This is a genomic window from Stenotrophomonas sp. YJH_SMC_120 (genome assembly GCF_059368675.1).
This window is the reverse complement of sequence record NZ_JCAFRY010000004.1, coordinates 201,698-227,269: the sequence shown is the minus strand read 5'-3', so window position 1 is coordinate 227,269 and position 25,572 is coordinate 201,698. Positions and strand designations below refer to the sequence as shown.

General features: G+C 67.6%; 20 protein-coding genes and 3 tRNA genes. 10 read left to right on the top strand and 13 right to left on the bottom strand.

Annotated elements, in window-relative coordinates:
- Nucleotides 1-4: 4 nt before the first annotated feature.
- From AC5P60_RS08390 to AC5P60_RS08370, 5 genes are all read right to left on the bottom strand, one after another.
- Nucleotides 5-1,795, bottom strand: coding sequence for an acyl-CoA dehydrogenase C-terminal domain-containing protein (locus AC5P60_RS08390; RefSeq protein WP_483693308.1), 1,791 nt, complete (start codon nt 1,793-1,795; stop codon nt 5-7).
- A 65-nt stretch (nt 1,796-1,860) separates the two neighbouring features.
- Complete coding sequence (locus AC5P60_RS08385; protein WP_099485093.1) at nt 1,861-2,337, bottom strand: LEA/WHy family protein; 477 nt, start codon at nt 2,335-2,337, stop codon at nt 1,861-1,863.
- A 169-nt stretch (nt 2,338-2,506) separates the two neighbouring features.
- A complete protein-coding gene (locus AC5P60_RS08380) occupies nt 2,507-3,058 on the bottom strand; it encodes a lipocalin family protein (protein ID WP_483693309.1) in 552 nt (183 codons plus the stop codon).
- 194 nt (nt 3,059-3,252) lie between these two features.
- Nucleotides 3,253-3,328, bottom strand: a tRNA-Phe gene (locus AC5P60_RS08375).
- Nucleotides 3,329-3,401: 73 nt separating this feature from the next.
- Nucleotides 3,402-3,477: transfer RNA gene (locus AC5P60_RS08370), tRNA-Phe, on the bottom strand.
- A gap of 336 nt (nt 3,478-3,813) precedes the next feature.
- Here AC5P60_RS08370 and curA point away from each other — a divergent pair.
- A complete protein-coding gene (gene curA, locus AC5P60_RS08365; protein WP_483693310.1) occupies nt 3,814-4,839 on the top strand; it encodes an NADPH-dependent curcumin/dihydrocurcumin reductase in 1,026 nt (341 codons plus the stop codon).
- Between the two features lie 37 nt (nt 4,840-4,876).
- Here curA and AC5P60_RS08360 read toward each other — a convergent pair whose 3' ends face one another.
- A complete protein-coding gene (locus tag AC5P60_RS08360; protein ID WP_033833223.1) occupies nt 4,877-5,719 on the bottom strand; it encodes a bifunctional transcriptional activator/DNA repair enzyme AdaA in 843 nt (280 codons plus the stop codon).
- A 132-nt stretch (nt 5,720-5,851) separates the two neighbouring features.
- Between AC5P60_RS08360 and AC5P60_RS08355 the strand changes: the two genes are divergently transcribed.
- Nucleotides 5,852-6,613 (top strand): SDR family oxidoreductase, encoded by a 762-nt coding sequence (locus AC5P60_RS08355; protein WP_033833222.1) that lies wholly within the window; start codon nt 5,852-5,854, stop codon nt 6,611-6,613.
- Between the two features lie 6 nt (nt 6,614-6,619).
- Here AC5P60_RS08355 and AC5P60_RS08350 read toward each other — a convergent pair whose 3' ends face one another.
- Nucleotides 6,620-7,105, bottom strand: coding sequence for a hypothetical protein (locus tag AC5P60_RS08350; RefSeq protein ID WP_483693311.1), 486 nt, complete (start codon nt 7,103-7,105; stop codon nt 6,620-6,622).
- Nucleotides 7,106-7,266: 161 nt separating this feature from the next.
- Between AC5P60_RS08350 and AC5P60_RS08345 the strand changes: the two genes are divergently transcribed.
- Nucleotides 7,267-7,437, top strand: coding sequence for a hypothetical protein (locus tag AC5P60_RS08345; RefSeq protein WP_169448320.1), 171 nt, complete (start codon nt 7,267-7,269; stop codon nt 7,435-7,437).
- Nucleotides 7,438-7,498: 61 nt separating this feature from the next.
- Here the strand turns inward: AC5P60_RS08345 and AC5P60_RS08340 are convergent.
- A tRNA-Ala gene (locus AC5P60_RS08340) sits at nt 7,499-7,574 on the bottom strand.
- Between the two features lie 237 nt (nt 7,575-7,811).
- Between AC5P60_RS08340 and AC5P60_RS08335 the strand changes: the two genes are divergently transcribed.
- On the top strand, nt 7,812-10,142 hold the full coding sequence (locus tag AC5P60_RS08335; protein ID WP_033833220.1) for a TonB-dependent receptor: 2,331 nt from the start codon (nt 7,812-7,814) through the stop codon (nt 10,140-10,142).
- A gap of 88 nt (nt 10,143-10,230) precedes the next feature.
- Here AC5P60_RS08335 and AC5P60_RS08330 read toward each other — a convergent pair whose 3' ends face one another.
- From AC5P60_RS08330 to rnd, 3 genes are all read right to left on the bottom strand, one after another.
- Complete coding sequence (locus AC5P60_RS08330) at nt 10,231-12,303, bottom strand: DUF4034 domain-containing protein (protein WP_033833219.1); 2,073 nt, start codon at nt 12,301-12,303, stop codon at nt 10,231-10,233.
- Nucleotides 12,304-12,421: 118 nt separating this feature from the next.
- The gene (locus tag AC5P60_RS08325) at nt 12,422-12,712 is read right to left on the bottom strand and encodes a hypothetical protein (protein ID WP_242898862.1); all 291 of its coding nucleotides are present in this window, start codon (nt 12,710-12,712) and stop codon (nt 12,422-12,424) included.
- Between the two features lie 131 nt (nt 12,713-12,843).
- Complete coding sequence (gene rnd, locus AC5P60_RS08320; protein WP_033833243.1) at nt 12,844-13,923, bottom strand: ribonuclease D; 1,080 nt, start codon at nt 13,921-13,923, stop codon at nt 12,844-12,846.
- An 84-nt stretch (nt 13,924-14,007) separates the two neighbouring features.
- On the opposite strand from rnd, the gene AC5P60_RS08315 reads away from it, so the two are divergent.
- On the top strand, nt 14,008-15,900 hold the full coding sequence (locus AC5P60_RS08315) for a formylglycine-generating enzyme family protein (RefSeq protein ID WP_049402433.1): 1,893 nt from the start codon (nt 14,008-14,010) through the stop codon (nt 15,898-15,900).
- Between the two features lie 88 nt (nt 15,901-15,988).
- Complete coding sequence (locus AC5P60_RS08310; RefSeq protein ID WP_005410400.1) at nt 15,989-16,885, top strand: M48 family metallopeptidase; 897 nt, start codon at nt 15,989-15,991, stop codon at nt 16,883-16,885.
- A 527-nt stretch (nt 16,886-17,412) separates the two neighbouring features.
- Here AC5P60_RS08310 and xseA read toward each other — a convergent pair.
- Both xseA and queG read right to left on the bottom strand, forming a co-directional pair.
- Complete coding sequence (gene xseA / locus AC5P60_RS08305; RefSeq protein ID WP_483693314.1) at nt 17,413-18,744, bottom strand: exodeoxyribonuclease VII large subunit; 1,332 nt, start codon at nt 18,742-18,744, stop codon at nt 17,413-17,415.
- Nucleotides 18,745-18,788: 44 nt separating this feature from the next.
- Nucleotides 18,789-19,859 carry a tRNA epoxyqueuosine(34) reductase QueG gene (gene queG, locus AC5P60_RS08300; protein WP_033834693.1) on the bottom strand — a complete coding sequence of 357 codons (1,071 nt, stop codon included), beginning with the start codon at nt 19,857-19,859 and terminating at the stop codon, nt 18,789-18,791.
- Between the two features lie 23 nt (nt 19,860-19,882).
- On the opposite strand from queG, the gene AC5P60_RS08295 reads away from it, so the two are divergent.
- The 4 genes from AC5P60_RS08295 to mutL all read left to right on the top strand — a co-directional run bounded on the left by AC5P60_RS08295 (nt 19,883) and on the right by mutL (nt 25,561).
- A complete protein-coding gene (locus AC5P60_RS08295; RefSeq protein ID WP_483693315.1) occupies nt 19,883-21,367 on the top strand; it encodes an NAD(P)H-hydrate dehydratase in 1,485 nt (494 codons plus the stop codon).
- On the top strand, nt 21,364-21,846 hold the full coding sequence (gene tsaE, locus AC5P60_RS08290; protein ID WP_033834691.1) for a tRNA (adenosine(37)-N6)-threonylcarbamoyltransferase complex ATPase subunit type 1 TsaE: 483 nt from the start codon (nt 21,364-21,366) through the stop codon (nt 21,844-21,846). The genes AC5P60_RS08295 and tsaE overlap by 4 nt, the downstream gene beginning before the upstream one ends.
- A gap of 82 nt (nt 21,847-21,928) precedes the next feature.
- Nucleotides 21,929-23,491, top strand: a complete 1,563-nt coding sequence (locus AC5P60_RS08285) for an N-acetylmuramoyl-L-alanine amidase (RefSeq protein WP_495201723.1) — start codon at nt 21,929-21,931, stop codon at nt 23,489-23,491.
- 165 nt (nt 23,492-23,656) lie between these two features.
- Nucleotides 23,657-25,561 (top strand): DNA mismatch repair endonuclease MutL, encoded by a 1,905-nt coding sequence (mutL, locus tag AC5P60_RS08280; protein WP_049404634.1) that lies wholly within the window; start codon nt 23,657-23,659, stop codon nt 25,559-25,561.
- The last annotated feature ends 11 nt before the right edge of the window (nt 25,562-25,572 follow it).

Below are 25,572 nucleotides of genomic sequence, written 5' to 3'. Positions count from 1 at the left end.
CGGCTCAGGCGCCGAAGCGCTCGTCGTCCATCGTCATCAGCGGGGCGGCGCCGGACTGGATCGCGGCGGCGTGGCTGAGCGTGCGCGGCAGCACACGGGCGAAGTAGAAGCGAGCGGTTTCGCGCTTGCCCTGGGCGAAGGCGGCGCCGTGCGCGCTGGCATCGGCGGCGGCCACGCTGCGGGCCCACCAGTAGGCCAGCACCACGTAACCCGAATAGAACAGGTAGTCGTAGCTGGCTGCGCCCAGTTCGTCCGGATTGCCGGCCGCGCGCTGCAGCACGTCGATGGTCAGCTTGCCCCATTCGGCGGCCTTGGCGCGCAGCGGGGTAATGAACTCGGCCAGCGCCTCGTTGCCTTCGTGTTCCTTGGCGAAGGCTTCGATCTCGGCCAGCATCAGCTTCAGTCCGGCGCCCTGGCTGGACGCGGTCTTGCGGCCGATCAGGTCCAGTGCCTGGATGCCGGTGGTGCCTTCATACAGCGTGGTGATGCGGGCATCGCGGGCCAGCTGTTCCATGCCGTGTTCGCGGATATAGCCGTGGCCACCGAAGCACTGCAGGGCGTTGTAGGTGTTCTCGATGCCCCATTCGGTCTGGCAGGCCTTGGAGATCGGGGTTAGGAAGCTCACCAGGGTGTCGGCGCGCTCGCGCTCGGCGGCATCCTCGGCATGGTGGGCGACGTCGATCAGGGTGGCGGCGTGCAGGGCCAGCAGGCGGCTGCCTTCGACCAGCGACTTCACCGTCAGCAGCATGCGGCGCACATCCGGGTGGACCAGGATCGGGTCGGCCGGCTTATCCGGGAACTTGGCGCCGCTCAGGGCGCGCGACTGCAGGCGTTCACGGCTGTACTTCAGTGCGTTCTGGTAAGCGCGCTCGGACAGGCCGATGCCCTGAAGGCCGACGCCCAGGCGCGCGGTGTTCATCATGGTGAACATGGCCTGCAGGCCCTTGTGCGGCTGGCCGACCAGGTAACCCTGCGCACCGTCGAAGTTCATCACGCAGGTGACCGAACCCTTGATGCCCATCTTGTGCTCGATCGAGCCGCAGCGCAGTGCGTTGCGCTCGCCGACATTGCCCTCGCGGTCGACCTTGAACTTGGGCGTGACGAACAGCGAGATGCCCTTGGCGCCCGGAGGGGCGTCGGGCAGCTTGGCCAGCACCAGATGCACGATGTTTTCGGTCAGGTCGTGCTCGCCGGCGGTGATGAAGATCTTGGTGCCGGTGATCGAGTAGCTGCCATCGGCGTTGGGCTCGGCCTTGGTCTTCAGCAGGCCCAGGTCGGTACCGCAGTGCGGCTCGGTCAGGCACATGGTGCCGGTCCAGCGGCCCTCGATCAGCGGCTTGAGGAAGGCCTCGTGCTGCCAGGCCTCGCCGTGCTGCTTCAGCGCTTCGATGGCGCCGTGCGAGAGCAGCGGGAAGTTGCCCCACGCCAGGTTGGCGGCGTTGATCATTTCGTTGAGCGGCACGCCGAGGGTGTGCGGCAGGCCCTGGCCACCCAGTTCCGGCGAGGCGGTCAGGCCGGTCCAGCCGCCATCGACGAACTGGTCGTAGGCCTGCTTGAAGCCGGGCGGGGTGGTCACTTCACCGGTGGCCTGGTCGAGCACGCAGCCGATCTCATCGCCAACGCTGTTGAGCGGGGCCAGCACGGTGGCGCTGAAACGGCCAGCTTCTTCCAGCACGGCATCGACCACGTCGGCGGTGGCGTCGGTGAAGCCCAGGCGGGCGAACAGGGGTTCGACCTTGAGCACGTCGTGCAGGGCGAAACGGAGGTCGGAAAGCGGGGCGGTGTAGCTGCTCATCGGTACGTCTCGATTTGATCAGGGCAGGGGAGAGCGGCGCCAGGCGCCGCGACGGAAGGTGGAAATCAGCGCAGCACGCCCGGCAGGCCCGGGGCCTGGTTGAGGGTGCTGCGGCTGCTGATGTCGAAGCTGCGCTGCTTCTTTTCCTGCGGCGTGGCCGCGACCGTTCCCTTCAGGCCATAGGCCAGGGTGCGGTTGCCGGCCAGTGCATCGGCCACCACCAGGCGTGCGGCCGAACTGGGCACCAGGTCGACATTGATGACATCCGCGGAGGTGCCGCCGATGGAGATACCGGGCTTGGCCTGCAGGGTGCCGGCCTCGGCATCGCCCACGGTCAGCGCCAGCGACACATCATCGAAAGTCATCGGCATCGAGCTGTAGTTCTGCAGGCGCAGGGCCACGGTCCAGTTGCCGTCGGCGCGCACGGTCAGCTGCTGCAGGCTGGCCGCCGGTTCCGAAACACGCTTGACGATGCCGTTGCCACAGGCGGCAAGGGCGAAGGTGCTCAGGACGATCAAGGCGATACGGAAACGGTGGAGCATGGGCGCAGGTCCTCTGGAGGCGGTGCGTTGGAATAAGCATACTACGGCGTATGGTCGTTTGGATCGCCTGTGGCGAGCCGTCGCAGAGGGTAGCGCGTGAAGATGGCGGCGGGGCGTGCGCAGCGCTGGATCTTCGGGCGCACGGTGCGCGTACGGATTGAACTGCGGCTCAATCGGCGGGCGTATCGCGAAGCGGGGCCATCAGGCGCAGCGGGCGCAGGTCGTAGCCCATGGCTTCGGCTTTTTCCTTCAACTGCTCGAACCGGGCGCGATCCATTTCCGGCAGGCGCGAGAGGATCCACAGGTATTTCCGGTCCGGTTCACCAACCAGGGCCCACTGGTAGTCCGGGTCCAGCGCCAGCACCCAGTAGTCGGCCCAGACCAGTGGCACCCAGCTCAGCCAGTCCGGAACGAAGCGCACCTGCAGTTGGCCGGGATGGCCAGCCACCGGGCGTGCAACGCCTTCGGCGATTACGCGTTCTCCGTCGGCGTTGCGGCAGGCATTGGTGACACTGATGCGGCCATCGCGGCGCAGCCCGTAGTTGGCGGTGATCCCGCCGACGCACTGCTTCTGGAATGACACCGGCAGGTGAGCGATCTCGTGCCATTGGCCTGCATAGCGGTCGATGTCCAGCGTGTCGACTGCACGCACCGGTTCGGCGGCGATCACCGGGGCGGCGGCCAGCAGCAGGCAGGCGAGCAGGGTGGGGCGCAATTGCATCGGCAGGCTCCGGCAGGAATCTGCAGCGTAGGTGCCGCGGCGGGTACCGGTGTAAATGTTTCGTCAACCAGACGGCGGTGGCCCGGCATGGATCGAGGGCATGGAAGGAGCCAGCGCCAGGTAGATCCACGCCATGCGTGGATGGCAGGCCGCACGCAAAAAAAAAGACCTGCATTTCTGCAGGTCTCTGAAGATGGTGGCCGAAGACGGAATCGAACCGCCGACACGGGGATTTTCAATCCCCTGCTCTACCAACTGAGCTACTCGGCCAAATTGTGTGGCAACCGTGATCAAACCCGGTTTCCGGAAAAAAAAGACCCGCATTTCTGCAGGCCTTCGAAAGTGGTGGCCGAAGACGGAATCGAACCGCCGACACGGGGATTTTCAATCCCCTGCTCTACCAACTGAGCTACTCGGCCACATGTTTCGTTGCAGCGAGGTCGCTGCCAAGGACGCGTATATTACGGAGGTCGGCTGCCTTCGGCAAGCGTTTTGCCAAGATTTCTTCACATTGCCGTCTGTGGGCTCGCAAGTGCTTGATCCTCCGTTGTGGACGGGGGGCGTGGTCAGTCGATCATCGTCTGCGGTGGAAATCAGCAGATCGCCGCGATCGCCAAAGCTGGAAGGGCAAGGGCTGCGCCGGACCCGCGCCGCGCGGGTCCATGGAACACTGTTTTCATGGCCGTTGCCGGCGATCGTTGCGGCGTAGTGTCGGCATTCCTTTCCTGATGCTGGCAACAGCAGAGCCGGTCACCATGTCCGATTCCCTCGCTACCTCCCGTATCGTGCTGGCCTCGCGTCCGCAGGGCGCACCAAGCGCGGCCAACTTCCGTCTGGAACAGGCTGCGCTGCCGGCATTGGGGAATGGCGAAGTGCTGCTGCGCAACCGCTACCTGTCGCTGGACCCGTACATGCGTGGACGCATGGACGAGGGCCCCTCGTATGCCGCGCCGGTGGCGGTGGGCGCGGTGATGGAGGGCCAGACCGTGGCCGAAGTGCTGCGATCCAACGCCGAAGGTGTGGCGGTCGGAGATCTGCTGCTGGCGCCGGGTGGCTGGCAGACCCACGCAGTGCTGCCGGCCAAGGCATTGGGGCGCCGCCTGGACCCGGCCGGACTGCCGCTGAGTACCGCGCTGGGGGTATACGGCATGCCCGGCTTCACCGCCTATTCCAGCCTGCATGAAATCGCCCGTTTGAAGCCGGGTGAGACGCTGGTGGTGGCTGCCGCGACCGGACCGGTGGGCGCGACCGTGGCCCAGCTGGCCAAGCTGCAGGGCGCGCGCGTGGTCGCCATCGCCGGTGGCGAAGCCAAGCGTGCCTACCTGCAGACGCTGGGCGTGGACGTGGCGCTGGATCATCGCGCGGCTGATTTTGCCGATCAACTGCGCGCGGCGGTGCCTGCCGGCATCGACGTGTACTTCGAGAATGTCGGTGGCCATGTGCTGGATGCAGTGCTGCCGCTGCTCAACGACTTCGCCCGCATTCCGGTGTGCGGCACCATCGCCACCTACAACGAGCGGGGCATCGAGCAGCCCGGCCCGGACCGGTTGCCCGCACTGTTCAGCCAGATCCTGCGCCAGCGCCTGACCGTGCGTGGTTTCATCGTGCACGACTTCAACCACCTGTGGCCGGACTTCGAACGCGAGATGCGGCAGTGGCTGCGCGAAGGTCGCATCCAGTACCGCGAGGATGTGGTGGAAGGACTGGAGAATGCGCCGGAGGCGTTCTTTGGGCTGTTGCAGGGGCGCAACTTCGGCAAGCTGGTGGTGAAGCTGGATTGAGGGCTTGGCGGCGTGCCGACCAAGGTCGGCACCTGCTTCAGGCAGTCGTGGCCTTTTCCCGGCGCAGCAGTTCGCGCTTGCGCGCTACGCCCCACGCATAGCCGGACAGGTCGCCGTCGCGGCGTACGACCCGGTGGCAGGGCACCGCCACCGCCAGCGGGTTGCTCGCGCATGCGCGGGCCACCGCACGGCTCGAGCGCGGGGCGCCGATGCGCGCGGCGACATCCGCATATGACGCGGTCTGCCCGCGCGGAATCTGCTGCAGTGCCTGCCACACCCGTTGCTGGAACGCGGTGCCGCGGATATCCAGCGGCAGCGTGGCGCCGCGCGAAGGATCCTCGACCAGGCCCACCACCTGTGCCACCAGTTGCTCATAGCCCTGGTCGGCACCGACCAGTTCGGCCTGGCGGAAGCGTTGCTGCAATGACTGCAGCAGCGTCTCCGGATCGTCGCCGAGCAGGATCGCAACCACGCCGGTGGCACTGCTGGCCACCAGCACGCTGCCCAGTGAGCTTTCGGCAAGCGCGAAGTGGATGACTTCGCCGCGACCACCTGCGCGCCATTGCTTGGGCGTCATGCCCAGCAACTTCGGTGCGTTCTCGTAGAAGCGCCCACTGGAACCGAAGCCGGCATCGTGGAAGGCATCGGTGATGCGCTCCTGTTGTTCCAGTCCGGTGCGCAGGCGGTCGGCGCGCAGCGCGGCGGCGTATTGCTTGGGGGTCAGCCCGGTGGCCTGCTTGAACAGACGATGCAGGCGCGTTGGGCTGCAGCCGGCGATGTCGGCCAGCTCCTGCAGCGAAGGTTCGTCGAGGCTCGCCTGAAGGTGGCGGCAGACCCGTTCGACGCGGGCATCGAAGGCGGTGGTGGCGGTACTGTCCATGGCCGGATTCTGGCACGTGCCGGTGCTGCGGAAACTCCGTTTCCTGCACCGACGGGCCAGGCCCGGAAACGGAGTGTCGGCAGGGGAGATGCGCGGCATCGTGGCGGCCACTTCACAACCGGTACTGCCACCATGCGCCTGAACAACAAGATCGCCCTCATCACCGGAGCCAGCGCTGGCATCGGCCGCGCCAGCGCGCTGCGCTTCGCCGCCGAAGGGGCGAAGCTGGTGCTCAACGCACGGCGGCCGGAGCCGCTGCTGGCGCTGGCCGAGCAGATTCGCGCCGCCGGTGGCGAAGCCGTGGCGCATGCCGCTGACGTGGCTGACCCGGGCACGGCACAAACGCTGGTCGATCTGGCCCAGCGGTCCTTCGGCGGCCTGGACATCGCCCTCAACAATGCCGGCATGCTCGGCCCGGGCGTGCCGGCGGCGGAGTTCCCGGTGGACGCCTGGCGTGAAGTGATGGCCACCAATCTGGATGCGGCCTTCCATGCGGCACGTGCGCAGTTGCCGGCACTGCTGGCGCGCGGCGGTGGCTCGCTGGTGTTCGTTGGCACTTTTGTCGGCCACACCGTGGGCTTCCCCGGCATGGCGGCCTATGCGTCGAGCAAGGCCGGGTTGATCGGCCTGAGCCAGGTGATCGCCGCCGAATACGGTGCGCGCGGCGTGCGCAGCAACGTGCTGCTGCCCGGTGGCACCGATACCGAGATGGGCCGACAGGCGGCACCGACCGGCGATGCGCGCGACTTCGTGCGCTCGCTGCACGCACTGAAGCGCATGGCCGAGCCGGAGGAGATCGCCAACGCGGCGCTGTTCCTGGCCAGCGATGAAAGCAGTTTCGTTACCGGAACCGCGATGCGCGTGGAGGGTGGAGTGTCGATCACACGGACCTGAGCGGGGTCAGGAGTGTGGCGCGTAGCGGATACCGCTGCTGGCCATGAAGCCCTTCGGATCGAAACGGGCCCAGGCTTCGCCCCAGTCGAACCGGGCGTGGCCGCCGGCCAGCTTGCGACCCAGCGCCGCACCCAGCGTGCGGCGCATGAAGGTGACTTCGGCATCGATCGCGGCCTGGGTCGGCCAGCCGTCTTCCAACGTCGCACCGGGTAGATCGACGCCCATCGTCACCATGTCGAGCTGTTGCCCGTGGAAGCACAGGCTGATGCCAGCGGGCGCGCCGCCCAGGCTGAGCCGGTGCAGGCTGAGCCAGACGTAGCCGGTGCCGACATCGCGCTCGCCATGCATCAGCGTGACGAAGGCGACACGCGCCTCATCCCGTGCCAGGGTGGGGCCGATCAGAGTCGGCAGATTGCCGAGCTGGATGCTGCCGTCGGTCGCATCAATGATCATCGGCACGGCGTGTGCTGCGCGCTGGGCAGAAGAGGGCATGGCGTACCGGTGGGCGTTGTTCCTCGGATTCTGGCTGCGCGGGGGCAGTGGCGGCAAGCCAGTGCCTGCACATGACGTTGGCGCAGGACTGACCTGTGGATTACCCGCCAGCCTCTAGCGTGGTGCACAGCGTTGGCCTGCCGCCGACGAGGGAGTTTTCGATGAACGAGCGAGACAAGGATCAGGACCCGAAGCAGGGCGTCCAGGAAAGCCGCCAGGACAGGAAGCAGGACGATGTGGCCAAGCAGCGGCCGGGGCAGCGCGATCAACAGGTGCGCGATGCGCACTCACGCGGCCCGCGGCGCAAGGACGGCGACCAGGAGCCGGCCTGAGTTGCCGGCGCTGAAAAGAAAAACCCGCAGATTACGGAGATCTACGGGTTCTTCTGAATAGTGGTGGAGCCAAGGAGGATCGAACTCCTGACCTCGTCATTGCGAACGACGCGCTCTCCCAGCTGAGCTATGGCCCCACGGCAGGGCTTCAGTCTAGCCAAGCGCCTGCCGCTTGCCAAGCCGATCAAAGGAATTTCATGTCGAGGCGCGAGGCACATCAGCGGGTGACTGTGCCGAAACCGCTTGTTTCGCCGGGTTTGGGCGCCGCGCAACGAAATCGTAACAATTTGGGGGATAATGGCGGCTTGCGCAGTTCTCCTCCTTTTTGCCGCCCGGCCCGCGCAGGCCGCACGGACGCCTCCTCAGAGCATTTCATGCCCTCCCATTCCGATTCCCGCCGCCTGTCGGGTCTGTCGTCTTCCCTTGTTTCCTTCCGCCGCCACCCGCTGGCTCTGGCCTGTGCCGGCCTGGCCCTGGTCGGCAGCTTCGGTGCCGCCGCGCAGGACAGCGCGCCGACCCCGACCGGGCTGGACACCATCACCGTGACCGCCGAACACCGCGAGCAGAACCTGCAGGAAGTGCCGGTCTCGGTGGGCGTGGTGCAGGGCGAGCGCATGCGCGACTTCACCGCCGGCGGCGATGACACCCTGCTGGCGCTGTCCGGCCGCGTGCCGAGCCTGTATGCGGAAACCACCACCGGCCGCATCTTCCCGCGCTTCTACATCCGTGGCCTGGGCAACATCGACTTCTACCTGGGTGCCTCGCAGCCGGTGTCGATCATCCAGGACGACGTAGTGCTGGAGCACGTGGTGCTGAAGTCCAACCCGGTCTATGACGTGGACCAGGTGGAAGTGCTGCGCGGCCCGCAGGGTTCGCTGTTCGGCCGCAACACCACCGCCGGCATCGTCAAGTTCGACACCCTGAAGCCGACCCAGGATTACACCGGCCGCGTCAGTGCCAGCTATGCGACCTATAACAGCGTGTCGATCGACGGCGGCTTCGGCGGCCCGATCAACGACATCGCCTCGTTCCGCGTGTCGGCCCTGTACCAGCACCGCGACGACTACGTCGACAACACCTACAAGGGCCCGAGCGCCGACGGCACGGTCAGCCCGAAGAAGAACGCCATGGGCGGCTTCGATGACCGCAACGTACGCGCGCAGCTGCTGCTGACCCCGAGCGACCAGTTCTCGATCCTGGCCTCGGCCCACGCCCGTGATTACGAGGGCACCTCGACCCTGTTCCTGCGCGGTGCGCTGACCAAGGGCTCGAACAAGACCGACGTGCCGCGCGACAAGGTCGCCTACGACGAAGCCGACAACAATCCGCAGGCCTACAAGACCTACGGCGGTTCGGTGAAGGCGCGTTATGACTTCGGCGCGATCGACTTCACCTCGATCACCGCCTACGAAACCACCTCCGGCTACAGCCGCGGCGACACCGACGGCGGCGCCGCGGTGAACTTCCCGGTCAACGGCGTGCCGAACGGTTACGGCCAGTCGATGGGCCGCATCCGTGACCTGGACCAGTGGACCCAGGAATTCCGCCTGGCCAGCCATGATGACAGCGCCCTGCAGTGGCAGGCCGGTGCGTTCTACTTCAATGGTAGTGACACCACCGACTTCTACCAGCGCGCGTGGTTCCTGCAGGGCGCGGCCCGCAACCCGAACAACTGGGTGCGCCTGCGCAACAAGAACACCTCGTGGGCCGGTTTCGGCCAGATCAGCTACGCCTTCACCGACAAGTTCACCGTCACCGCCGGCCTGCGCCAGACCAAGGACGAGAAGCACACCCGCCTACTGAAGACCGCTGACACTGCCGCCGGCGTGGTCACCTACAAGGGCCGCACCGACGTCAGGATGTCCGACACCACCCCGAGCTGGGATCTGAGCGCGATGTATCAGATCACGCCGGACGTGAGCGTCTACGCCAAGGTCGCGCGTGGCTTCCGCGGCCCGACCATCCAAGGGCGTTCGGCGGTGTTCAACGCCGATTTCACCACCGCCGATTCCGAGACCATCCTGTCCTGGGAAGCGGGCGTGAAGAGCAGCCTGTGGGACAACCGCCTGCGCCTGAACGCCACCGCGTTCACCTACACCGTCAACGACATCCAGCTCAACGGCAACGATTCGGACGGCAACGGCGTGCTGTTCAACGCCGACAAGGCCAAGGCTTACGGCTTTGAAGCCGACATGGAGCTGCGCCCGATCCCGAACCTGACCCTGAGCGCCGGCGTCAGCCTGCTGCACAGCGAGATCAAGGACAAGCGCGTGTATGCGCAGGTCTGCGGCCTCAACGGCCAGGTGGTGTGCACGGTGAATGACCCGACCATCAAGGTCGGTGCCAACACCTTCGCCCAGATCGACGGCAACCCGCTGCCGAACGCGCCGAAGTACAACGTCAACCTGGCCGCCCGCTACGACTTCCCGGTCAGCGACGCGGGCACCATGTTCGTGTCCACCGACTGGAACAAGCAGGGTTACACCAGCTTCGTGCTGTACGACAGCAAGGAGTTCAACTCCAAGGGCGATTTCGAGGGTGGCCTGAAGATCGGCTACTCGGGCAACTACGGTGCCTACGAAGTGGCGCTGTTCGCGCGCAACATCACCAATGAGAAGAACCTCAAGGGTGTGATCGAGAACTACATGGCCGCGGTCTACAACGAACCGCGTACCGTCGGTGTCTCGCTGAACATGAACTGGTAATGCGCTGTCGCGGTGGCGGGTCGTCCCGCCATCGCGCTGCTGGAATGAGAAGGGCGGCCCGGATTACCGGGCCGCCCTTCTCGTTGCTTCAGACCGCAGTGAGGTTGCTGTCCTGGCTGCGCTGGCCGAAGGTCAGGGCCCAGGTGGCGCTGTCCACCTGCTGCCGGTCCTGTTCCTGCTGCTTGCGTGCGCGGCTGGCACCGAACCAGCGGCCTTCGCCGTTGATCAGCGGTGCCATGCGTACCACGTCCACATACTCCGGATCGATCTCGCTGGCACGCTGCAGCCAGGTCAGGGCGAGGAATGCATTGGCCGGGACGCCGCTACCGAAGTGGTAGATGTCGGCCAGATAGCTGGCAGCCCACAGCTTGTCGTCGTCGTCGCCGCGCCACCACAGCGGAATCAAGGCGCGTTCGACCGCTTCGCGCTTGTGCGCGTCGTTCCGGCCATCGAATGCCAGGCAGGCCAGGTTGCGGCAGGTTGGGCCCCACACGCGCTCGCCGGCCTCGGCCTCATCCAGGCAGCGCAGGTACAGCTCGCGCGCACGCGCTTCATTCTCCGCGCCGCCTGCGGCGACGAGGCGCACGGCCAGGTTGTAGGTGGCGATCAGGTCGCCGCCTTCCACCGCACGCTCCTGCCAGAAGGCGGCCTTTTCCGCATCGGCGAACTGCGGTTGGTCGCGGCCGCCGAGGCGGCCCTTGTAAAGGTCGCACAGTGCCGACATCGCGCCGGCGTCGCCATCGTCCGCCATGCGCTGCAGCAGCGACAGGCCTGCGGCTTGCGAAACATCACAGAACAGATTGGCGGCGAACGTCACCGCCGAGGTGTCGTCCTGCTGCGCAAGCTTCAACGCGCGCTGCAGCAGGACACTGGCGCGTGTCGGGTCGGTGGCCTGGCCGAGCAGGCCATGCTCGATGGCGGTGGCGGCCCACAGCAGGCCGATCGCCGAATCGCCTTCGCGCGCGGCATAGTCCACCACCTGTGCGAACAGTGCTCCGGCGCCGTCGACATTGGCGAACCAGGCGCAGGCCTCCAGGTTGCCGAGCCCCTCATGCAGGACCACATCGCGGTCCAATGTCCATGCCTGCTGCAGATCTTCAAGCACCGCCTGCATGTGGTCCGGATCCCACTGCACGACGCCTTCGCTGTCTTCAACGCGGCCAAGACGGTAGCGCAGCCCGGCGCGCTGGGCCAGCACCTGCGCGCGCAGGTGGCGGTCCAGGTGCCAGTCGAGGATCTGCGTGTAGGCGCGCTCGTGCGCGGCCACGGCGTCGGCATCCTCGCGGTGGGGCAGATCGCCCATCCAGTCCTGCTCCTTGTGCCACCGCAGCGCGTTGCTCTGCGCCAGTTCCAGGCCACGGCACCAGCTGCCCTCGATGAAGTTCTCCATCGCCTCATGGCTGCCGCCCCAGCGCGGGTACAGGAAGTACAGGGTGTCTTCCAGCGTGGCCAGATCGTCCGGGCGCTGCTCCAGCACCAGGCGCATCCAGTACGCCAGTGGTGCGTCGAAATCGTCCTGGCTGCGCTCGCGCAGCAACGGGGGCAGCGTATCCGGCAGCGTCTGCAACGGCGTGCCGAAGCGCGACAGCAGCTGCAATGCCTTTGGCCAGGCTTGAGGGTAGTGCTCGGCCAGCGTGGCGTCATCGGATGCGGCGGGTTCCCCGGCCTGCAGCGCACGCAGCCAGTTCGGTTCGCGCAGGTAGCTGGTGATGCGCTTGATGCCGTCCAGCGCCAGCGCAGGTCGTGGCGACAGCGGCATCGCCTGCAGGTAGGCGTGCACGGCATGGTCGCGGGCCAGCTGCGCCGCCAGCCACTGGCTGTCTTCGACCAGTGCGGCCACGTCGGCGCTGCGCAGTTCGCCGGCAGCGTCCTGCCAGCAGGCGCCCAGGCAAAGCCAGGCGTAGTAGCTGCCGGGGGCGGCCGAGGCCCACTGCTGGGCCTGTTGCAGGCGGGCTTCCAGTGTCAGCGTGGCGTCGTGCAGGTTGCGCAGCCGCCAGCGGATGCCGGGCAGCGCATTCTCTCCCTGCAGCCAGGCCAGCTCATGTGGAGCAAGCAACGCATCCAGTTCGGCATAGCGCCGTTCCTGCAGCGCAGTGCGCGCCTGCACGCGCCAGGCAAGGTCTTCGGGGGAAAGCCCGTCTTTTGCAAATCCGTTTGTCATTGCTGCAATCCAGCGAGTACGAGGCTGGACATTAGAAGCGCGGTCGCTAGCGGCGGCAAGCAGGACATGCGGCTGCCGTGTCGATGGCATTCAGCAGGAGGCTTGAAGGTGAATCCCGTCACCCGGTACAGGCGTTCGCGTTGCGGATCGTCCATGTGCAGCGGAAAGGCAAGCAGCAGCTCGGGCCGGTAGGCGAGTGTGCCCTGGCCCTGTCTCTACGCCTCGATTCCGGGAAATAGCCGAGCATCAGGGCGTGCGGATGCAGCCAGGGTTCGAACTTGTCCTGCTCGCTGGCAGCGGGGGCCGGTTCGATCAGGCGTGCCGAAAGCGCGAGGTAATGAACCGAACGGGCCAGATCCAGCCCGCCGGTCAGTGCCGCGTAGGCGTTGAGCTGGCTGCTGTGATCCATGCAGGGGTGCTGCTGGCCAGCAGCGAGCCGATCATCCATCGTGACATACCGGAAGAGGGCCAAGCAGGCATGCAACAACGTCTTTGTCGAGCATTGGCAGGGCCGCCCCGTGAGGCGGCCGATGCGGGTTGCTAGTTCGCCGGCAGCAGCGCCTGCAGGCGCGACTCCAGTTCCTGCTGGCGCCAGCCGGCCAGTGCGGCGGGCCATTGGCGACGTTCCAGATAGCTTTCCAGGTGCTTGCGCGAGGCAAGGATGCCATCTGGCAGTCCCAGCTCGCGGCTGCGTTCGGCCACGGCATCCTGCAGCTTCTTCAGCGCCTGCTTGTTGCTGTCGTTGGCCGGCAGCGCCAGCGGCGCGTCGGCTTCGTCGGCCAGCGGCGTGGCCAGCGCCTGCCACACGGCGCTGGCCAGCTTGCGCGGTGCCTTTGGGAACTGCTCGAACAGCTTGCCCAGCGCTGCCTCGTCGGCCGGAGGCGTGCGCGCCAGAGTGGCGGCCAGTTCGTTGTCCAGGATCCAGCTTCGCGGGCGGTCGCTGCTGCGTGCCTGCACATCACGCCAGCGCAGCAGGCGCAACAGGCGGTGCTGTGCGGCGGCATCAAGGAACTGTGCCGAGCGCATCGCCAGGTGCGGCCAGCGGTCTTCATCGTTGGCGACGCTGGCCAGCAGGCGCTCGCCATCGTCGTGCAACCACTGCTGGCGGCCCAGCGCCTGCAGCCTGGCATCAATGGCGTCGTGCAGTGCGAACAGGTGCTCGACATCGTCGGCGGCGTACTGCAGCTGCGACTCGGACAGCGGGCGGCGCATCCAGTCCGAGCGGGTCTCGCCCTTGGCCAGCGCCACTCCGGTGATCTCCGCCACCAGCTTCTGGTAGCCCATGCCGCCGCCGATGCCGGCCAGCGACGCCCCGATCTGGGTGTCGAACAGCGGTCGCGGCAGCACGCCGCAGGCCCACTTGAAGGCAACCAGGTCTTCGCTGGCGCTGTGCATTACCTTGGTGATGGATTCATCGGCCAGCCAATGCGCAAGCGCCTCGGTCATGCCGGGAATCAGCGGGTCGATGAGCAGGATGTCCTGCCCGACCGCCATCTGCACCAGGGCCAGCTGCGGCCAGAAGGTGCGTTCACGGATGAATTCGGTGTCCAGACCGATGCGGGTCGGGCGCTGCTGGAAGTACGCATCCAGCTCGGCGGGGGTGGTGATCCAGGTTGCCACGGGTCAGGGCCTACTACTCGGGTTTGCTCAGGCAGGGGAGAATAGCCTAACGTCGGTCCGCGTCTGTGCCGAAGGAGGCTCTGCTTGCGTTTTCCGTTGTCGCCCGTGCTGTGCACCGCCCTGGCCGTGGCCCTGGCCGGCTGCACGCCGTCGCCGTCCGCGCCGGCGGAACGGGCCGCCAGCGAAGAGGCGCGCGCGTCCGAGGGCGCCGACACCGGCGCCAATGCCAGTTCGCAGGCCGGGCAGGGCAGCGTGACCATCGCCGGTGAAGATGCCGCCGAGGACGTACAGCAGTGGACGCCGCCACGGGTGGACCGCCAGGGCCGCAGCCTTGCCCAGTTGCGGCGCGCCGCCGAGCAGGCGTTCGCTGAAGGCCGGCTCTATGAAGACGCGGATGCCGCCATTCCGCTGTGGCTGGCGGTGCAGGAAGAAGACCCGGATGACCGCCAGGCCCGGCTGGGCCTGCAGCGTGCCCGCCAGCGACTGCAGCAGCTGGCCGATGCCCTGCTGGTGCGGCCGCTGAAGCAGCGCGAGGCGCTGGCCGAGGCCAGCCGCCAGGCACTGGTGTTGCTGACCCTGTCGCCGAAGGACGAGCAGGTGCGTGCGCTGCAGGCGCGGGTGGAGCTGGCGCAACGGGTGGTGGCCTACAACCGTGCTGGCGAGGAGGACCTGCGCTCGGACCGTATCGGTGAGGATGGCGACGGTGCCATCGGCAACTTCCGTGAGGCGCTGGCGCTGGATGAAGACAACAGCCGCGCACGGCAGGGCCTGGCCGCAGCCGAGAGCGGGTTGATCCGCCGTGCCGAACAGGCTGCTCGGGCGCGCGATTTCGCCAGTGCGGGTACCTGGCTGGCCGAAGCCAGCAAAGTGCGCGATTCGTCGCCGACGATCGCCGACGCCTTCGAACGCATCGAGCAGATCCGCGCCGCCACGCTGCTGCAGCTGCGTGATGACGGACTGCGTGACCTTGCCACGCCACAAGGCCTGAAGCCGGCGCGCGAGAAGCTGGCCGAGGCGCTTCGCATCGCTCTGCCGGGTGATGCAGTGGTGGGCCAGCTTCGCGAGCGCATCGACCTGGCCACCCATTACGGGAGCTTCCGGCCGGGACAGGTGTTCAGTGATGCGATGCGCGATGGCGGGCGCGGACCGCAGATGGTGGTGGTGCCCCACGGTGGCTTCCAGATGGGTGCAGGCGATGCCGAGCCGGGCTCGAGTGATGCCGAGCGTCCGTCGCACTACGTGCGCTTCGATCGCGGCTTTGCCATGGCGATCACCGAGATCACCGTCAGCGATTTCGAGCGCTACGTGAAAGCCTCCAATGCGCGCCCGCGCGCGACCCGGCGTGGCCATTCGGTGGTCTACGACGAACGCAGCGGCAATTTCATCCGCCGCAGCGGCGTGGACTGGCGTTCCGACTACGACGGCGGTCGCGCGCTGGGCAACTCGCCGGTGATGCACGTCAGTGTGCGTGATGCCGAGAATTATGCGGCGTGGCTGTCCGAGCAGACCGGCCGCAGCTACCGGCTGCCCAGCGAAGCCGAGTTCGAGTACGCGCTGCGCGCTGGCAGCAGTGGCCGCTATCCGTGGGGCGATGCCGGCGTGCCGCCGCCAGGCAGCGGCAACTTCACCGGCAGCAAGGACGTTTCGCCTTCGGGACGGCACTGGCACAACGCGTTTATCGGGTACGGCGATGGCTGGTGGGGGCCGGCGCCGGTGGCCAGCTTCCAGGCCAATGCCTTCGGTCTGCACGATATGGGCGGCAACCTCAGCGAATGGGTGGCCGATTGCTGGCATGCCAGCTACCGCCGCGCACCGTCCGATGGCGTCGCCTGGTTCAACCCGGGCTGCCGGTCGCGGGTGATCCGCGGTGGCAACTGGGCCAATGCCCCCGAGCAGACCCGCGCGGCCTGGCGGCAGTCCCAGGATTCGGATACTACCAACGCCCGCATCGGCTTCCGCCTGGTGCGCGGCATCTGAGCGGCACCCGGCTTCACCCGCTGCGGGCAGCGGCGCACTAAGATTGCGCCGTGCCCGCCAGCCGGCGGGGCCAGCAGGAAGTCCCCTGATGCGCAACGATCCCTTCTCCCGCTCGTCGCAAGGCCCACAGCGGCGTGGCCTGTTCGGCAACATCCGCTGGTGGGTGCTGCTGCTGGCCGCCGCCTATGCGCTGTTCTACTGGTTCTCCAACCGCACGGTCGATCCGTACACCGGCGAGAAGGTGATGATCGACAGCAGCCTGGACGCGCGCCAGGAAACCGCGCTGGGGCTGCAGGCCTACCAGCAGATCCTGTCGCAGGAACGGCCGATGGACCCCAATGCACCGATCGCGCGCGATGTGCGCGATATCGCCCAGCGCTTGATTGCCAAGGTCGATGTGGTGGAGACCGCGCTGGCCCAGGAGCACGGCGTGCAGCCGGCGCATTTCGCGCGGGATTTCCAGTGGGAAGTGAATGTGATCCCGTCCGACCAGGCCAATGCGTTCTGCCTGCCGGGCGGCAAGATGGCGGTCTACACCGGGTTGGTGCCGGTAGCACGCACCCGCGATGCGATGGCGGTGGTGATGGGGCATGAGATCGCCCATGCGCTGCTGCGCCATGGTGCACAGCGCATGGCCCAGCAGAAGCTGACCCAGATCGGGCAGGTGGCCGGCGCCGCCAGCGGCATGGATGCGCAGCAGCAACAGATGATGATGTCGGCGATGGGCTATGGCTACCTGCTGCCGTATGCGCGCAGCCACGAGACACAGGCGGATGAAGTGGGGCTGATGCTGGCCGCAGCGGCGTGCTTCGATCCCCGCGAGGCGGTGCCGCTGTGGCAGCGCATGGGCCAGGCCAGCGGCGGCCAGTCGCCACCGGAGTTTGCCTCCACCCACCCGAACCCGGGCACCCGCATCCAGAACCTGCAGGCGCTGATGCCAAAGGCGCTCGAGTACCGGCAGAAGTTCTGCGAGCAGGCAAAGTAGGGGGGGGGGGCGGGAGGGCTTGCAGCCCTGCACCTGCCGAAGCAACAGCAACAGCAACAGCGTGCATTCCGTGGGATGGCGGGGTGGGTCCGGTTGCGGGGGACGCTGCAAATACGTCCACGTAAGCTCGGTCGCCGCATCCATGCGGCTCACGCCCCCTCAACCGGACCCACCCCGCCTTCGACAGATTCTCGCGATCTGTCGGAATGGCGTGGGGTCAGATCCGTTTTCCTACGGAAAACGGATCTGACCCCGAATTGATTCGATATCTGACAGAGATTCATCCACGCATGGCGTGGATCTACCGACCGTCATCGGGAAACTGTCGAGGGTGGGGCGGTGTGGCTGTGCAGGACCGTTGGCGCCATGGATGGCGCCATCGAGCCCCCAGGGATGGGTTTACGGCGTGTCCTGCACAGCCACACCGCCCCGCCAAACCATCAGCAATCCAGAGCCGCTTTGGCTGTTGCTTCGGCCGTTGCTTGAAGCCTCTGCAGGTGCAGGGCGCAGCCCTGCCGAACACCCATTTACTTGACCTGCACGTCGATCACGCCGTCGCCAACGCGGGCCTGCAGCGCGTCACCGGGCTGCACCTGGTCGACCTTTCGTACCAGCGTGCCATCGTCAGTGCGGGTCAGGATGCTGTAGCCACGGGCCACGGTGGCCAACGGGCTCACCGCTTCCAGTGAACGCGCCAGTCCGCGCAGTCGCAGTGCATCGCGCTCCAGCAGGCGCTGCATCGCTGCCTGCGGCCGCCCGCGCAGGGCGGCGAGGCGGCGCTGCAGCGCGTCGAGCTGACGTTGCGGATGGTGCCCGCGCAGTACCGCGGCCGCATGGCGCAGGCGTGCGGCACGGCGCTCCTGCTGCTGGTTGAAGACCGCATGCAGGCGCCGGCCCAGATCGAGCTGGCGACGGCGCAACAGGTCCAGCCGCGCCTGCGGGCTCTGTGCGTTCAGGCGCAGCAGGGCGCGGTCGGCACGCTGCATCGCCTGCTGCATCGCATGCCGTTGCAGCTGCACCATGCGCGCGGCCGTACGGCGCAGGCGCAGGGCCAGTTCGCGCTGGTCCGGTACCAGCAGCTCGGCTGCCACCGACGGCGTTGGTGCGCGCAGGTCGGCGGCAAAATCGCTGAGGCTGAAGTCGGTTTCATGGCCCACCGCCGACACTACCGGGGTGCGGCTGGCGGCGATCGCGCGGGCCAGTGCTTCATCGTTGAAGGCCCACAGGTCTTCCAGTGAGCCGCCGCCACGTGTCAGCAGGATCACGTCGTAGCGGCCACTGGCATCGGCGGCCTGCAGCAGGCGGGTGATCTGTGCAGCGGCGCTGCTGCCCTGCACCAAGGTCGGCAGCAGGTCCACTTCCAGCAGCGGGAAGCGGCGGCCGAGTACGCTCAGCACGTCGCGCACGGCGGCGCCGGTGGGCGATGTGATCACCGCCAGGCGCTGCACGTGCGCCGGCAGCGGCCGTTTGCGTGCCGGGTCGAACAGGCCTTCGGCCTCCAGGCGTGCCTTCAGCTCTTCGAACGCGCGGCGCAGCGCGCCTTCGCCGGCCTCCTCCATGTGGTCCAGCACCATCTGGTACTCGCCACGGGCGTCGTACAGGGTCACCTTGCCGCGCACCAGCACGCGCATGCCTTCGCGCGGCACGAACTTCAGGTACTGCGCCTTCATCCGGAACATCGCCGCGCGCAGCTGCGCACGTGCGTCCTTCAGGGTGAAATACAGGTGCCCGGAAGAAGGACGCGCCACGCTGCCCAGTTCGGCCTCGACCCAGATCGCCGGGAAGCTGCCTTCCAGCAGGTCGCGGGCCAGGGTGTTGAGCTGGCTGGGGGTGAGGATGTCGTTGTTGCGTGGCTGCATGGGAACGGCGTGCTGCGGGCGGAACGGGGGCTCAGGATCGCACGTCAGCGCACCCTGTGCTGGTCCAGCGCCCATTGCACGTGTTCGCGCACCAGCGGCGAGGGATCATCGACGCGGGTATGCAACGCGGCCAACGCTTCGGCCGAGGACGGTGCATTGCCCAGTGCCACGGCGATGTTGCGCAGCCAGCGTTCATGGCCGCTGCGCCGGATCGGGCTGCCTTCGGTACGGCGCAGGAATTCAGCTTCGTCCCAGGCAAACAGCTGGTCCAGACGGGCAGTGTCGAGGTTGTTGCGCGCGCGGAAATCGGCTTCGTCGGTACGCTTGGCGAACTTGTTCCAGGGGCAGACCAGCTGGCAGTCGTCACAGCCGTAGATGCGGTTGCCGATCAACGGCCGCATGTCTTCGGGGATGGCACCGTCGTGCTCGATGGTCAGGTAGGAAATACAGCGCCGCGCGTCCAGCCGCTGCGGGCCGGTGATGGCCTGGGTCGGGCAGACATCGATGCAGCGCGTGCAGGTGCCGCAGTGTGCCGTGGCCGGTGCATCGATCGGCAGCGGGATATCGATGTAGATCTCGCCGATGAAGAACCAGGAGCCGCCATGGCGGTCGATCAGGCAGGTGTGCTTGCCGATCCAGCCCAGGCCGGCATTGCGCGCCAGTGCGCGTTCCAGCACGGGCGCCGAATCGACGAACACGCGGTAGCCCAGCGGTGCCACTTCATCGTTGATCTGCGTGGCCAGCTTCTGCAGGCGGTTGCGCATCAGCTTGTGGTAGTCGCGGCCCAAGGCGTAACGGGCCACGTAGGCGCGGCCCGGGTCGGCCAGGGTTGCCCAGGCTTCGGTGTCGTCCTTGTGGCTGTAGTCCATGCCTACCGAGATCACCCGTACGGTGCCGGGCAGCAGCTCGGCCGGGCGCGCGCGCAGGGTGCCGTGGCGCGCCATCCAGTCCATCGTGCCGTACAGGCCCTGGCCCAGCCAGTCGGCCAGGTGCGCCTCATCCTCGCCCAGCTCGATGCCGGCGATACCGCAGCGCTGGAAGCCATGCGCACGCGCCAGTTCGCGGATGCGCTGCACGGCCTGGGCCGGATCGACAGGGATGGGGGCGGGGGACATGTGCACCAGTATAAAATCCCTGCATGGCCAACCTTGCCGATCTTTTCGATTCCGCTGCCGCGCGTGCGCTTGATGCGCAGGCTTCGGCGCTGGCCGCCGAGGGTGGTTGGGGCCTGATGGCGCAGGCCGGCCAGGCCGCCTGGCAGTGCCTGCTGCAGCATTGGCCGCAGGCGCAGCGGATCGGCGTGGTGGTCGGAGCAGGCAACAACGGCGGCGACGGCCTGGTGCTGGCCCGCCATGCACGGAAGGCCGGGCGCGCGGTGACGGTGATCGCCTTGCCGGGCAAGCCACCGGCGACGTCGCTGGCACAGCGTGCAGCATCGGAATTCACGTCCGACGGCGGCACCATCACCGATTTCGACGGCGCGCTGCCCGAGGCCGATATCTGGGTCGATGCCCTGTTCGGTCTGGGCTTCGACCGTGCGCCGGAAGGTGTGGCGCAGGCGCTGATCGCCGCCCTCAACGCGCAGACGGCACCGGTTCTGGCGCTGGACGTCCCCAGTGGCGTCGATGCCGACCGGGGCGCCGTACCGGGCGAGGCGGTGAAGGCTGCTTTGACCCTGCAGTTCATCGTGCCGCATCGCGGGCTGTATACCGGCGATGCGCTGGATCATTGCGGGCGGAAGGCGTTGGCGCCGCTGCAGCTACCCACGGCCGCATGGCAGGGCGTGTCACCCGCCGCAGAGCACTGGACCCAGGCTCGCTTGCCGGCACTGCTGCCGCCGCGTCGTGCCAATACCCACAAGGGCGAATCCGGGCACGTGCTGTGCGTCGGCGGCAACCATGGCAGCGGTGGGGCCATCGCGATGGCGGCCGAAGCGGCACTGCGTGCCGGCGCGGGACTGTTGAGCCTGGCCACCCGGCGCGATCACGTCGGCCCATTGCTGGCTCGGCTTCCCGAGGCGATGACCCATGCGCTTGAAGATGGCGATGTGCTGCCGGCGCTGCTGGACAAGGCCAGGGTGGTGGCGATCGGCCCCGGCCTGGGCCAGGACGAATGGGCACGCGCAATGTTTGCGCAGGTGCTGGACAGCGACAAACCGCTGGTGGTTGATGCCGATGCGCTGAATCTGCTGGCGCAGAATCCGCGCGCGCTGCCGGAGGCGATCCTTACGCCACATCCGGGCGAGGCCGCGCGTCTGCTCGACTGCAGTACCGCTGACATCCAGGCCGATCGCTACCGCTGTGCGCAGGCGTTGGCCGAGCGCTTCCACGCCGTGGTGGTGCTGAAGGGCGCGGGCAGCATCGTGACGGCGCCCGGGCAGGTGCCACGGCTGATTGCTGCAGGCAACCCCGGCATGGCCGTGGGGGGCATGGGCGACCTGCTCACCGGCATCATTGCCAGCCTGCGCGCGCAGGGCCTGGCCGCCTTCGACGCTGCCGCCGCTGGCGCACTGCTGCACGCGCTCGCCGGCGACGCTGCGGCCGCCGACGGCGCGCGCGGCATGCTTCCCACTGATCTGCTGGTGCCGCTGCGGCAACTGGCCAACCCGGAACGCTCTTCATGACTGAATTCTTCCTTGCCGACAGCGATGCCACCGAACTGCTCGGGCAGTGGCTGGCGGCGACCCGACCGCCCCAGGCGCTGATCGAACTGCGCGGCGACCTCGGCGCTGGCAAGTCCACAACGGCCCGGGCACTGCTGCGCGCGCTGGGCGTGCAGGGCGCGATCCGCAGCCCGACCTATACCCTGGTCGAGCGTTATCCGCTGGCCAGTGGCGGCGAAGCCTGGCACCTGGATCTGTACCGGATCGGCCAGGCCGGCGAACTCGATTTCCTGGGCCTGGACGAGGGCAGCGCGGTGTTGTGGCTGGTGGAATGGCCGGAACGCGGCGCTGGCGCGCTGCCGCCGACCGACCTGGTGGTGGCGTTGGAGATCGAGGGGCAGGGGCGCCGCGTCCGTCTCACCGGAGCCAGCGACGTCGGACATGAGTGGCTGAAGCGGCTTCCCCAAGGGGGCGACTTGCAGGCCATTTCTGTCGGCTGACGAGAACAAAGACCGGCAGGTTACGGATTATTAAGGAAAAAGGTGTTGCATTCCGTTCAGCGCGATGATTGAATCCTGAGCCATGCGCCCGGGGAACCGTCTCACCGCTATCTGTGCCGCCGTCGGACTGGGTCTGGCGAGCGTCAGTGCGTGGGCTGGTGAAGTCCGCCAGGTCCTGCTGAATACCGGCGCCACCGGCACCCGTGCCGAGATCTCGCTGGTCGGCAGTGGCGGCTACAAGACGCTTTCTCTGGCCAGTCCGAACCGTCTGGTGGTCGACTTCCCTGACTCCAGCGCCATACGCAACCTGAAGATGCCGGCTGCGCAGGGCGTGGTCACGGCGGTGCGCACCGGACAGCCGGTGCCGGGCACCTTCCGTGTCGTTTTCGACCTCGCTGAATCGGTGGCGCCGTTCCGCCCGCAGATGCAGCGGGAGGGCAATGAATCCAAGCTGGTGATCGAATGGCCGGGCGATGGCCCGGCCATGGCCGCCAGCCGTCCGGCAGCGACACCGGCGGTGCAGCCGCAGGCACCGGTGGCCACGCCCGGGCCGACCCCGGCTGAAAGCGCACAGTCGCGTTCCGATGCCGCACGTGCGACCGCACTGCTGACCGCGCAGGTGCGGCAGCAGGCCAGTGCCACTGCCGCCGCACCGGCCACGCCGACCCCGGCGCCGTCCACCGCGCCGGCCCAGGTTGCGGCGGCCGGTACCGTGGCCAGCAGCTCACCTTCTTCCTCGCCGGCCGCGATCCTGGCCGGCCAGCGCACCGCCGCCGTGGTGACCACGCCGCCGGCTACCGTGCCTGCACCGGCGCCGACGCCGGTGGAACCGCCGCGCCCGGCCATGCCCAGCGATGCCTCGCGCATCCGCATGCAGGCCGGCATGCGTCATCTGGTGGTCGCCATCGATCCCGGCCACGGTGGCCAGGATCCCGGCGCGATCGGCCCGACCGGCAAGCGCGAAAAGGATGTCACCCTGGCGGTGGCGCGTGAGCTGGCCCGCCAGGTCAATGCGACGCCGGGCCTGAAGGCCTATCTGACCCGCGACAGCGACGTGTTCATCCCGCTGCCGATGCGTGCGCAGAAGGCACGTGCAAACAAGGCCGACATCTTCATTTCGATCCATGCCGACGCGGCCGAAAACCGTTCGGCCACTGGTTCGTCGGTATACGTGCTGTCGACCAAGGGCGCCTCTTCGCAGCGCGCCCGCTGGCTGGCGGACAAGGAAAACGCGGCCGACCTGGTGGGTGGCGTGCGCCTGCAGCAGACCGAAGACACGCTTGCCAACGTGCTGCTGGACCTTGCCCAGAGCGGTTACATGAAGGCGTCTGAAGATGCCGCCGGCCACGTGCTGGGCGGCCTGAAGCGGATCGGCAACAACCACAAGCCGAACATCGAACGTGCGAACTTCGCCGTGCTGCGCACCTCGGACATGCCGGCGATGCTGGTGGAAACCGCGTTCATCTCCAACCCGGACGAAGAGCGCCGCCTGATCGACCCGGCCTACCAGCGCAAGATCGCCGGCGCCGTGCTCGATGGCGTGCACACCTTCTTCAGCCGCCAGCCACCGCCGGGCACGCTGTACGCAGCCCGTGCCCAGGCCGAGATCGACGCTGCCGGGACCATGGCCGGCGGCAGCAAGTAACCCGCCGAAGGCAGGTTGCTGCTTTCTGTAGCGTCGACTGTCAGTCGACTACGCGCGCAGCGCGGGGTTTTCGCCGCCCGGCGGAGGGCAGTCGACTGACAGTCGACTCTACATGCGCAGCCTCCGCTATCATCAACCCATGAAGTCTGCTGCCCATCCTCTCCCATGAGCGCGCCCGGACCGCGCCCGATCCGGCCGTTGCCGGAAATCCTGATCAACCAGATCGCCGCCGGCGAAGTGGTCGAACGTCCTGCGTCGGTGGTCAAGGAGCTGGTCGAGAACGCGATCGATGCCGGTGCCAGCCGCGTTGATATCGATCTTGAAGAGGGGGGTGTCCGCCTGATCCGCATCCGCGACAATGGCAGTGGCATCGCGCCGGAACAGCTGCCGCTGGCGGTCTCGCGCCACGCCACCAGCAAGATCGCCGATCTGGACGACCTCGAATCGGTGGCCACGCTCGGTTTCCGTGGCGAAGCGCTGCCGTCGATCGCCTCGGTCAGCCGCTTTACCCTGTCCTCGCGTCGCGCGCATGACGAACACGGTTCGGCACTGCAGATCGAAGGCGGCAAGATCGGCGAAGTGACGCCACGTGCGCATGCACCGGGCACCACCGTGGAAGTGCGCGAGCTGTTCTACAACGTACCGGCGCGGCGCAAGTTCCTGCGCGCCGAGCGTACCGAACTGGGCCATATCGAAGAGTGGTTGCGTTCGCTGGCGCTTGCGCGACCGGATGTCGAACTGCGCGTGTCGCACAACGGCAAGGCCTCGCGCCGCTACAAGCCGGGCGATCTGTATTCCGATGCGCGCCTGGCCGAAACGCTGGGCGAGGATTTCGCCAATCAGGCCGTGCGCGTCGACCACAGTGGTGCCGGCCTGCGCCTGCACGGCTGGATCGCGCAGCCGCATTATTCGCGCGCCAGCGCCGACCAGCAGTACCTGTACGTCAACGGCCGTTCGGTGCGCGACCGCAGCGTCGCCCATGCGGTGAAGATGGCTTACGGCGATGTGCTGTACCACGGCCGCCAGCCAGCCTATGTGCTGTTCCTCGAGCTCGACCCGACCCGCGTTGACGTCAACGTGCACCCGGCCAAGCACGAGGTTCGCTTCCGTGATTCGCGGCTGGTGCACGATTTCGTCTACCGCACGCTGAAGGACGCGCTGGCTGATACCCGCGCCGGCATGTCGGCGCAGGAGATCGGTGCGGGTCCGGTGCATCCGGTGGACGCCGCTGCTGCACCGATGGCATCGAGCGCGGGCGCATCGGGTTTCGGGCTGGCGCGTGGACCTACGCCCGGTGCCGGCTCGGGTGGCGGTGGTGGTGGTTTTTCCGGCTGGCGCCCGCAGCAGCCCCTTGGACTGCAGGTGGCCGATGCACCGGCGGCCTATGCCGCGCTGTATGCCGCACCGGCCGGTGCCGAACGCGGTGCTGCGCTGCCGCCGATGCCGACCGAGAACGGACTGCCGGTGACCAGTGCCGACGCCGGCGTACCGCCGCTGGGCTACGCGATCGCGCAGCTGCACGGCATCTACATCCTGGCCGAGAACGCAGAAGGCCTGATCGTGGTCGACATGCATGCCGCGCACGAGCGCATCGGCTACGAGCGCCTGAAGAACGCGCACGATGGTATCGGCCTGCAGTCGCAGCCGCTGCTGGTGCCGATCACACTCGCCGTGGGCGAGCGCGAAGCCGACACCGCCGAAAGTGAAGCCGAAACGTTGGCGGCGCTCGGCTTCGAGGTGACCCGTGCCGGTCCCGGATCGCTGCACGTGCGCAGTATTCCAGCGCTGTTGGCGCATGCCGAACCGGAGGGGCTGCTGCGCGATGTGCTGACCGACCTGCGCGAGCACGGCCAGAGCCGCCGCGTGGCCAGCGCACGTGACGAACTGCTGTCGACCATGGCCTGTCACGGTGCGGTGCGTGCCAACCGGCGCCTGACCGTGCCGGAAATGAACGCGCTGCTGCGCGACATGGAAATCACCGAACGGTCTGGCCAGTGCAACCACGGCCGGCCGACCTGGGCCCGTTTTTCGCTGGCGGAGATCGACCGCTGGTTCCTGCGCGGACGTTGAGGGGAGCATCG